This window comes from Streptomyces mesophilus, assembly GCF_011044995.1.
Classification (GTDB): domain Bacteria; phylum Actinomycetota; class Actinomycetes; order Streptomycetales; family Streptomycetaceae; genus Streptomyces; species Streptomyces mesophilus.
In genome coordinates, this window is sequence record NZ_JAAKZW010000291.1 from 1 (window position 1) to 9,058 (window position 9,058).

Below are 9,058 nucleotides of genomic sequence, written 5' to 3' on the forward strand. Positions count from 1 at the left end.
GGGGTTGCCTTCGGGTCGGGGGATTCCTCGAAGGAGACTCGGGCCATGTGGCGGTTCATCGACTTCATCAGGAACCAGACGCCCACCGCGAGGGCGGCGAAGACGATGAAGCCCAGGACACCCGGGGTCACCTTGTCCTCGTCCAGCTCCTTCGCGAGCAGGACCGCTTGTGCCAGATTCGCGCTCATGTCAGGCATTGTCGCGTACGCCCGCGAAGAGGTCGGACTCGGGGAGCGAAACGTCGACGAGCGACTTGGCGAGTTCGTACTCCTCCGTGGGCCAGACCTCCTTCTGGATCTCCATCGGCACTCGGAACCAGCCGCCGTCGGGGTCGATCTGCGTGGCGTGCGCGATCAGGGCCTTGTCGCGGATCTCGTAGAAGTCGGCGCACGGGACGTGGGTGGTGAGGGTGCGCTCGGCGCGCTCGAACTCCTTCCAGCGCTCCAGCCACTCGCCGTACGGGGATTCGAGGCCGCGGGCCAGGAGCGCCTCGTGCAGGGCGACGGTGCGCGGCTTGTTGAAGCCCTGGTTGTAGTAGACCTTCAGCGGCTGGTACGCGTCGCCGTACTCGGACTCCGGGTACTTCTCGGTGTCCGCCGCACCCTCGAACGCCACCATCGTGATCTTGTGGGTCATGATGTGGTCGGGGTGCGGATAGCCGCCGTTCTCGTCGTACGTGGTGATGACCTGCGGGCGGAACGCGCGGATCTTGCGGACCAGTTCACCGGCCGCCTTGTCCACGTCCTCCAGGGCGAAGCAGCCCTCGGGGAGGGGAGGCAGGGGGTCGCCCTCCGGCAGACCGGAGTCGACAAAGCCCAGCCACTCCTGCTTCACGCCGAGAATCTCGCGCGCCTCGTCCATCTCCTTGCGGCGCACCTCGTGGATGTTCGCCTCGATGTACGCGTCGCCCTGGAGCTTCGGGTTGAGGATGGAGCCGCGCTCGCCGCCCGTGCAGGTCACCACAAGGACGTCCACCCCCTCGGACACGTACTTGGCCATGGTGGCCGCGCCCTTGCTCGACTCGTCGTCGGGGTGGGCGTGCACGGCCATCAGTCGCAGCTGCTCAGTCAAGGCGGGTCCTCGGTCATCAGTCACATTGGGCGGCTTCTATAGTGACGGAAACCGGCGCGGGATAATTCCCCGGCCCCACCCCGGCCCTTCCGGAAGAGGACGATCATGAGCTCGGCCCAGCAGACGCTCCCCGAGGCCCGTTACGGGACCTCGTCGGACGAGCGCGCCGACCGCAAGCTCAAGGTCATCGGCGCGGTGCTCGGGGTGCTGCTCCTCGGGATCGTCGGCTGGTTCGGCTACGACTACATCTCCGGCAAGAACGCCTTCAGCGGCGAACTGATCGCCTCCAAGGTGGTCTCCGCGAGCGAGGTCGAAGTCAAGCTCGACGTCCAGAAGGACGCCGCCACGGGCGGGGTCTGCACCGTTCGGGCGCTCGCCGAGAGCGGCGCCGAGGTGGGCCGCAAGGACGTCGTTTTCGCACAGCGGACCGAGCAGGTCACGAAGGTTTTCACGCTGCGGACGACAGAAAAGGCCACCGCCGCCGAGCTGGTCTCCTGCGCACAGCGCTGACCTGCGGCGCTGACCTGCGCGGACTCAGATCTCCGCGTTACGTCCTCCCCCTTTTCCGCCTGAATTGTTAGGCTCGTGGTTTCGCCCACCCGAGAAGGAACATTCTTCGGGGTAGGGCGATGCTTTGTATTCCCAGTACCTACGAGGAGCACCTGTGACCCAGACCAGCGACAACGTCACCTGGCTGACCCAGGAGGCGTACGACAAGCTCAAGGAAGAGCTGGAGTACCTGTCGGGTCCCGCGCGCGCGCTGATCGTTGCGAAGATCGAGGAAGCTCGCCAGGAGGGCGACCTCAAGGAGAACGCCGGCTACCATGCGGCGCGCGAGGACCAGGGCAAGCAGGAGCTGCGCGTGCGCCAGCTCACGCAGCTCCTCGAGCGCGCGAAGGTCGGCGAGCCGCCGGCGGACAACGGTGTGGTCGGCCCCGGCATGGTCGTGACGATCGCCTTCGACGGCGACGAGGACGACACGATGACGTTCCTGCTCGCCTCGCGCGAGTACATCTCCGACGACATCGACACGTACTCGCCGCAGTCCCCGCTCGGCTCCGGCGTGAACGGCAAGAAGCTCGGTGAGGACGCGCAGTACGAGCTCCCCAACGGCAAGATGGCCACGGTGAAGATCCTTGAGGTCAAGCCGCACCAGGGATGAGTGCTCCGCCCTCGTACGACATGACGAAGCCCCCGGCCGTAGCGGCCGGGGGCTTCCTCGTGCGTACGGGCCGGTCAGGCCGACGCGTTGCGGTACTTGCGGACGGCGAGGGTGCGGAAGACCACGATGATCAGGATCGACCAGATGATGGAGGCCCAGATCGGGTGCTCCATCGGCCAGGCGCCGGTCACGGACTTCGGGACGCCCTCGATCGTGTTGCCGAAGAGCTGGCGGGCCGCGGCGACAGTGGCGCTGAACGGGTTCCATTCGGCGACGTGCTGCAGGAACGAGGGCATGCCGTTGACCGGCACGAACGCGTTCGAGATGAACGTCAGCGGGAACAGCCAGATCAGACCGCCGGAGGTCGCGGCCTCCGGGGTGCGGACCGAGAGGCCGATCAGGGCGCCGATCCACGAGAACGCGTACCCGAGCAGGAGCAGCAGCACGAAGCCGAAGAGCACCGAACCGATGTTCTCGTGGGTGCGCCAGCCGACGAGCAGCGCGACGATCGCGAGCACGAGCAGCGTGATGGCGGTCTGCACCGAGTCGGCCAGGGTGCGGCCGGTCAGCACGGCGCCGCGGGCCATGGGCAGCGACCGGAAGCGGTCGATCAGACCCTTGTGCATGTCGTCGGCGATGCCCGCGCCCGCACCCGCCGTGGCGAAGGTGACGGTCTGGGCGAAGATGCCGGCCATCAGGAATTCCTTGTAGGCATCGGCGCTGACGCCGGCGCCCGGGATGGCGATCGAGCCGCCGAAGACGTACGTGAACAGGACCACGAACATCACCGGCTGGATGATCCCGAACAGGATCATCTCGGGGATGCGCGCCATCCGGATCAGGTTGCGCTTGGCGACGACGAGGGAGTCCCGGACGGACCCGCTGAGGCCGCCGCCGGCCACCGGGCCTCCGCCCTTGACGGTGTCGGTTACGGCGCTCACTGGCCGGCCTCCTTCTTGGCCTTCTTCGCGGCCTTGGGGTCTTCGCCCTCGGCGTCCGTCTCCTCCTCGAGCTCGGCCTTGTGGCCGGTCAGCGAGATGAACACGTCGTCGAGGGTCGGGCGGCGCAGACCGATGTCGTCGATCTCGATGCCGCGCGCGTCGAGTTCGCGGATGACCTCGGCGAGCAGCTTGGCGCCGCCGGTCACCGGGACGGTGAGCTTGCGGGTGTGGTCGTCGACGGTGTGACCGGTCTCGGTCTTCGCGAAGCCGCGCAGCACTTCCTGGGCGGTGGCGATGTGGGCGCGCTCGTGCACGACGACCTCGACGCGCTCGCCGCCGGTCTGGGCCTTGAGCTGGTCCGAGGTGCCGCGGGCGATCACGCGCCCGTGGTCGATCACGCAGATGTCGTGGGCGAGGTGGTCGGCCTCCTCCAGGTACTGCGTGGTCAGCAGCAGCGTCGTACCGCCGTCGACCAGCTGCTTGATGACCTCCCACAGGGCCTGGCGGTTGGTCGGGTCGAGACCGGTGGTCGGCTCGTCCATGAACATCACCGGCGGCGATACGACCAGGGCCGCGGCGAGGTCGAGACGGCGGCGCATACCGCCGGAGTAGGTCTTGGAGGGGCGGTCGGCCGCATCCGTGAGGTTGAACTGCTCGAGGAGCTCGGCGGCTCGCGCCTTCGCGTCCCGCTTGCTCATCTGGTAGAGCTGGCCGACCATCTGCAGGTTCTCACGGCCCGTCAAGTACTCGTCGACGGCGGCGAACTGACCGGACAGGCCGATCGAGCGCCGTACTTCGTTGGGGTTCTTGACGACGTCGATGCCCGCGACGACGGCCTTGCCGCTGTCGGGGGTGAGCAGCGTCGTCAGGCAGCGGACCGCGGTGGTCTTGCCCGCACCGTTCGGTCCGAGCAGGCCGAGGACGGTGCCTTCGGGGACATCGAGATCGACGCCGTCCAGAGCCTTTACATCGCCGAAGTGCTTGACCAGCCCTTCGGCGTAGATGGCGCCTGGCATGTGGGTTCTCCCAGTGTTTGGGTGATCTTTTACAGAAATCTTAGATTTGCCCGACTTATTGCGCGCGCGGGCGGGCGGGCAGGCACGCGGGCAGCCCTCGGGACGCGTGCCCGAGCGGACACACCATAACGCGATACATCGCGTCCCGCAGCCCCTTTGCGGGAAGCCTCAGGCGATCACGGTGTACCCGGCCTCGCGCAGCGAGGCGGCCACCTCCGCGCAGTGCTGCGGCCCCTTGGTCTCCAGGTGCAGTTCGACCTCCACCTCCGTGAGCCCGAGCCGGGGGTCGGTCCGTACATGACTCACGTCGACCACATTGGCATCGAGCACTGACAACGCCGCGAGCAGCGAGGCCAGCGCGCCGGGCCGGTCCGCCAGACGCAGCCGCAGGGACAGATAGCGGCCGGCCGCCGCCATGCCGTGGCGCAGGATCCGCTGCAGGAGCAGCGGGTCGACGTTGCCGCCCGACAGGACCGCGACCACCGGGCCCGTGAACTGCTCCGGTGTGCTGAGCAGCGCCGCGACCGGTGCCGCGCCGGCCGGTTCGACGACCTGCTTCGCGCGTTCCAGGCACAGCAGGACCGCGCTCGAGAGCGCGTCCTCGGAGACCGTACGGACCTCGTCCACCAGATCGCCAACGATTTTGAAGGGGACGTCTCCCGGGCGGCCCACCTTGATGCCGTCCGCCATCGTGGCCGGGTGCTCCAGGGCCACGGGGTGGCCGAGCGCGAGGGAGGGCGGATACGCGGCCGCGCCCGCCGCCTGCACGCCGATCACGCGGACGTCGGGCCGCAGCGCCTTGACCGCGACCGCGACCCCCGCGGCGAGCCCTCCCCCGCCGACTCCGAGGAGGATCGTGCGCACCTCGGGGCACTGTTCGAGGATCTCCAGGCCGAGGGTGCCCTGCCCGGCGATGATGTCGGCGTGGTCGAAGGGGTGGATGAACACGGCCCCCGTTGCGCGTGCGTAATCCTGCGCCGCGGCCAGGGTCTCGTCCACCACCTGTCCGTGCAGACGTACTTCGGCTCCGTACTCCCGCGTCGCCGCGACCTTCGGCAGCGGGGCGCCCTGCGGCATGAAGACGGTCGAGCGCACCCCCAGGAGCGAGGAGGCGAGGGCGACGCCCTGGGCGTGATTGCCCGCGCTGGCGGCGACCACCCCGGCCGCGCGCTCCTCGGCGATCAGGCCGGCGATCCGCACGTACGCACCGCGCAGTTTGAACGAACCGGTGCGCTGGAGGTTCTCGCACTTCAAGTGGACCGGGGAGCCGACCAGTTCGGTCAGGTGGCGGCTGCCCTCCATGGCGGTGACGCGGGAGACGCCGATGAGCATCTTCTGCGCTCCCCGCACATCGTCCAGCGTGACCGGGTGGCGGGGAGCGGACAGATGCAAGGAGTCACCGGTGCGGTAGTTCATGACATCGAGTCTGGCAGTCGGGGGCACTCGTGGCCTGGGCGGGGAATGTCTGGCCTCCGGTTTACGCAGCGCTGGTACGACAACGCCCCGGGCCGCGTACCCTGTCCCCCAATCCGCCGACCAACCATGAAGTGAGCCCCGGCCATGCCCACAACCCCGGACATGACGACCGACCACCCCTCAGGTGGGAAAAGCGCCGAGAAGAGCGTCCTTCTCGATCATCTGCAGCACGAGGTGGCCGTCTTCGCCCGCCGTGCCGAGCAGACCCGGCTCGGCGGGGTCGGGCAGCTGCGCAACTCCATGGACCGCGCCGCCTACCTGCTGCTCAACCGCCTGGACAACGAAGGCCCGATGGGCGTCAAGGCGCTCGCCGCGGCCATGGGTATCGACTCCTCGACGGTGACCCGGCAGGTCGCCCCGCTCGTGGAGTCCGGGATGGTCAAGCGCACCTCGCACCCCGAGGACGGGCGTGCGGTGGTGCTCGCGCTCTCCCCGCGCGGCCAGTCCCGCCTCGAAGAAGTACGGGCCTCGCGGCGTGAACTGATGGCCCAGCTGACCTCCGACTGGGCGCCGAAGGAGCGCGAGGACTTCTGCACGCTCCTCACGCGCTTCAACGACGCGCTGTCCGCACGGATGGGACAGGGAGCGACGTCGGAGGACATCCCGCCCGCATCGTGACCGTCAGGTGCCTTCCGGCCTCTTGACCGGGGACCCCGCACTGGCCTGATATGAGACCAGGACCTCCTGTGATGAGGTTCCAGGAGGCGCGGTGCGTGAGCGGCAGACGGTCCAACTCGTCCGCCGGGCCCGGGATTTCGAGTCATTCGTCGCGGGCGCGGCCGGACGGCTGCTGCATGCCGCGACGCTGCTGACCGCCGAGCCGCCCGACGACAATCCGCGCGCCCGGCGCCTGCTGACCGCCGCGCTCGCGCGTACGTACGCCTCCTGGGACCGGCTGCATGGCGAGGACCCGTACACCTATGCGCGCCAGCAACTCGCGTACCGCTTCCTGATGATGAGCTGGCGGCTGCGCGAAGGCAGGGGCGGGGCCCTCGGGATGCTCTCGCCGCAGGAGCGTCTGGTGCTCGTGCTGCGGGTCCACGAGGGCGTCGCGGAGGAGCAGACCGCGGCCCTGCTCGGGCTGCCGATGGAGCGGGTGCGGACGCTGTGCTTCCGCGCGATGTCGCTCGTGCTCGCCGGAAAGTCGGGAGCGCTGCGGCTCACGAGCACCGAGACGGTACGGGGGGTCGAGCGTGTCCGACCGTAAGGAGAACGAGGTCCGCCGGCTGCTCGACACCACACCGGCGCCCGCGGTGCCGGCCGAGTTGTACGACGACGTGGTGCGCCGCGGGTCGCGGCTGCTGCGGCAGCGGATGGTCGTGCGGCGGCTCATGTGGTGGGGGGCGGTGCTCGGCTTCCTGGCGTTCATGGTGTGGGTCGCGGTGACCGATCCGTTCGTACCGCCGCCGTCCGAGGTGACACCGCCGCTGCAGGGGTGGTGAGCGGTCCGCCTTGCGACGGACCGCTCACCCGGTGGGTCAGTCCCCGAGCGCCTGGCGCAGATCGGCGAGCAGATCGTCGGCCGACTCGATGCCCACCGAGAGCCGTACGAGGTCGGCCGGCACCTCCAGGGCCGAGCCCGCCACCGAGGCGTGGGTCATCCGGCCCGGGTGCTCGATCAACGACTCGACGCCGCCGAGGGATTCACCGAGCGTGAAGAGCTTCGCGTTGTTGCAGACGTCGACGGCCGCCTGCTCGCCGCCCTCGACGCGGAACGAGATCATGCCGCCGAAGGCCCGCATCTGCTTGGCCGCGACCTCGTGCCCGGGGTGCTCGGGCAGCCCCGGGTAGAGGACCTGCGTGACGCGCGGGTGCCGGGTCAGCATCTCGGCGATCTTCGTGGCGTTCTCGCTGTGCCGGTCCATGCGGACGGCCAGGGTCTTGATGCCCCGCAGCACCAGCCAGGCGTCGAACGGGCCCGCCACCGCGCCCATCGCGTTCTGGTGATACGCCAACTCCTCGCCCAGAGCGGGGTCGTTGGTGATCAGCGCGCCGCCGACCACGTCCGAGTGGCCGCCCATGTACTTGGTCGTCGAGTGCACGATGACATCGGCGCCGAGGGCGAGGGGCTGCTGGAGGTACGGACTCGCGAAGGTGTTGTCGACGACCAGCTTCGCGCCGGCGGTGCGGGCGAGGTCGGCGAGCGCGGCGATGTCCGTGATGCCGAGGAGCGGGTTCGAGGGCGTCTCGACCCAGATCGCCTTCGTACGGTCGGTGAGGGCCGCGCGGACCGACGCGGGATCACTCGTATCGGCGACCGAGAACTCCACGCCCCAGCGCGAGACGACCTTGGCGAACAGGCGGAAGGTGCCCCCGTACGCGTCGTCGGGGATCACCACGTGGTCGCCGGGGGCGAGCAGGGTGCGCAGGAGGCAGTCCTCGGCGGCCAGGCCCGAGGCGAAGGCGAGACCGCGGGTGCCGCCTTCGAGGGCGGCGAGGTTCTCCTCGAGGGCCGTACGGGTCGGGTTGGCGCTGCGGCTGTACTCGTAGCCGCCGCGCAGACCGCCGACGCCGTCCTGCTTGTACGTGGAGACCTGGTAGATCGGGGGGACGACCGCGCCGGTCAGAGGATCGGCGGTGTTGCCCGCGTGGATGGCCAGGGTCTCGAAACTCCGGGCCGCGCCGGGGGTGTTGTGCTCGTCGCTCATGGGGCCGAGGGTAGTCCGGCGGGGCGCCGGGTGCGGGGCGGTGCGGGTTCGGCCGGCGGCGCGGTGCGATCTCCGCTTGTTGTGGGGTGCGGTTTCGGCTTGTTGTGCGGTGCGGTTTCACCTTGCGGCGCGGTGCGGTTTCACCTTGCGGCGCGGTGCGGTTTGCGCTTGCTGTGCCGGGCGGTCTCCGCTTGCGGCGCGGCCTGGACTCTCCCCCGGTGGGAGAGTCCACGATGAAGGCGTGCACGAGGAACTGCTCACCATCGGACGTTTCGCCCGGCTGTGCCGGCTCAGCGTCAAACAGCTGCGGCACTACGACGAGATCGGCCTGCTCGCGCCCGTACGGGTCGACCCGGCCACCGGGTACCGCTACTACGCGGCCGACCAGGCACGCGACGCCCTGACCATCGCGCTGCTGCGGGAACTCGACCTGCCGCTCGCGGTGATCGGCGAGACCCTGACGACCGCGGAGCCGCACGTGCGCGCGAAGATCCTCCGCTCCGAACGCGACCGGCTCGCCGCCCGGATCCGCCGCGACCAGGGACGGCTGCGGATGCTGACGCGGGTGGCCGAGGGCCTTCCGTCGTACGAGGTGACCCTGGCGCAGGAGCCCGGGCGCCACCTCACCGTGGTGCGGGCCACGTGCGCGGCGGCCGACGTGGGGAAGGCGGTCGGCGAGTGCGTCGGGCGGCTTATGGGGGTGCTGGGAGCGGCCGGGCTCCTGCGCCAGGGTCACCTCGTACG

At 69.6% G+C, this 9,058-nt stretch carries 12 protein-coding genes; 6 read left to right on the forward strand and 6 right to left on the reverse strand.

Going from position 1 to position 9,058, the window contains the following annotated elements:
- Together G6045_RS36755 and mca are read right to left on the reverse strand one after the other, a co-directional pair.
- Positions 1-197: hypothetical protein (locus tag G6045_RS36755; protein ID WP_165336574.1), on the reverse strand; the 197-nt coding region annotated here is incomplete at its 3' end.
- Entirely contained in the window at positions 190-1,071 is an 882-nt protein-coding gene (gene mca / locus G6045_RS36760) for a mycothiol conjugate amidase Mca (RefSeq protein WP_165336575.1), read from the reverse strand. The genes G6045_RS36755 and mca, both read right to left, overlap by 8 nt.
- Before the next feature lie 105 nt (positions 1,072-1,176).
- Between mca and G6045_RS36765 the strand changes: the two genes are divergently transcribed.
- Positions 1,177-1,581: a DUF4307 domain-containing protein gene (locus G6045_RS36765; protein WP_165336576.1), complete on the forward strand. Its 405-nt coding sequence runs from the start codon at positions 1,177-1,179 to the stop codon at positions 1,579-1,581.
- 154 nt (positions 1,582-1,735) lie between these two features.
- Positions 1,736-2,233: a transcription elongation factor GreA gene (gene greA / locus G6045_RS36770; protein ID WP_165336577.1), complete on the forward strand. Its 498-nt coding sequence runs from the start codon at positions 1,736-1,738 to the stop codon at positions 2,231-2,233.
- Between the two features lie 74 nt (positions 2,234-2,307).
- On the opposite strand, the gene G6045_RS36775 is transcribed toward greA, so the two are convergent.
- The 3 genes from G6045_RS36775 to ilvA all read right to left on the reverse strand — a co-directional run bounded on the left by G6045_RS36775 (position 2,308) and on the right by ilvA (position 5,606).
- Positions 2,308-3,174 (reverse strand): ABC transporter permease, encoded by an 867-nt coding sequence (locus tag G6045_RS36775; protein ID WP_165336578.1) that lies wholly within the window; start codon positions 3,172-3,174, stop codon positions 2,308-2,310.
- Positions 3,171-4,190: an ATP-binding cassette domain-containing protein gene (locus G6045_RS36780; protein ID WP_165336579.1), complete on the reverse strand. Its 1,020-nt coding sequence runs from the start codon at positions 4,188-4,190 to the stop codon at positions 3,171-3,173. Before G6045_RS36780 ends, G6045_RS36775 begins: the two co-directional genes overlap by 4 nt.
- A 168-nt stretch (positions 4,191-4,358) precedes the next feature.
- Complete coding sequence (gene ilvA / locus G6045_RS36785; protein ID WP_165336580.1) at positions 4,359-5,606, reverse strand: threonine ammonia-lyase; 1,248 nt, start codon at positions 5,604-5,606, stop codon at positions 4,359-4,361.
- A 162-nt stretch (positions 5,607-5,768) separates the two neighbouring features.
- Here ilvA and G6045_RS36790 point away from each other — a divergent pair, with 162 nt between their 5' ends.
- From G6045_RS36790 to G6045_RS36800, 3 genes are all read left to right on the forward strand, one after another.
- Positions 5,769-6,284: a MarR family winged helix-turn-helix transcriptional regulator gene (locus tag G6045_RS36790; RefSeq protein ID WP_233415400.1), complete on the forward strand. Its 516-nt coding sequence runs from the start codon at positions 5,769-5,771 to the stop codon at positions 6,282-6,284.
- 91 nt (positions 6,285-6,375) lie between these two features.
- On the forward strand, positions 6,376-6,873 hold the full coding sequence (locus G6045_RS36795) for a sigma factor-like helix-turn-helix DNA-binding protein (protein ID WP_165336582.1): 498 nt from the start codon (positions 6,376-6,378) through the stop codon (positions 6,871-6,873).
- Complete coding sequence (locus G6045_RS36800; protein WP_165336583.1) at positions 6,860-7,108, forward strand: hypothetical protein; 249 nt, start codon at positions 6,860-6,862, stop codon at positions 7,106-7,108. The genes G6045_RS36795 and G6045_RS36800 overlap by 14 nt, the downstream gene beginning before the upstream one ends.
- A gap of 36 nt (positions 7,109-7,144) precedes the next feature.
- On the opposite strand, the gene G6045_RS36805 is transcribed toward G6045_RS36800, so the two are convergent.
- A complete protein-coding gene (locus tag G6045_RS36805) occupies positions 7,145-8,314 on the reverse strand; it encodes a cystathionine gamma-synthase (protein WP_165336584.1) in 1,170 nt (389 codons plus the stop codon).
- Positions 8,315-8,555: 241 nt separating this feature from the next.
- Here G6045_RS36805 and G6045_RS41760 point away from each other — a divergent pair.
- On the forward strand, positions 8,556-9,058 hold a 503-nt coding region (locus G6045_RS41760; protein ID WP_165336585.1), incomplete at its 3' end, for a MerR family transcriptional regulator.

Bases quoted from the DNA above. Each gene is read 5' to 3' on its own strand.
- G6045_RS36790 (WP_233415400.1), top strand. From the start codon at position 5,769: ATGACGACCGACCACCCCTCAGGTGGGAAAAGCGCCGAGAAGAGCGTC.
- G6045_RS36765 (WP_165336576.1), top strand. From the start codon at position 1,177: ATGAGCTCGGCCCAGCAGACGCTCCCCGAGGCCCGTTACGGGACCTCG.
- ilvA (WP_165336580.1), bottom strand. From the start codon at position 5,606: ATGAACTACCGCACCGGTGACTCCTTGCATCTGTCCGCTCCCCGCCAC.
- G6045_RS36780 (WP_165336579.1), bottom strand. From the start codon at position 4,190: ATGCCAGGCGCCATCTACGCCGAAGGGCTGGTCAAGCACTTCGGCGAT.
- G6045_RS36805 (WP_165336584.1), bottom strand. From the start codon at position 8,314: ATGAGCGACGAGCACAACACCCCCGGCGCGGCCCGGAGTTTCGAGACC.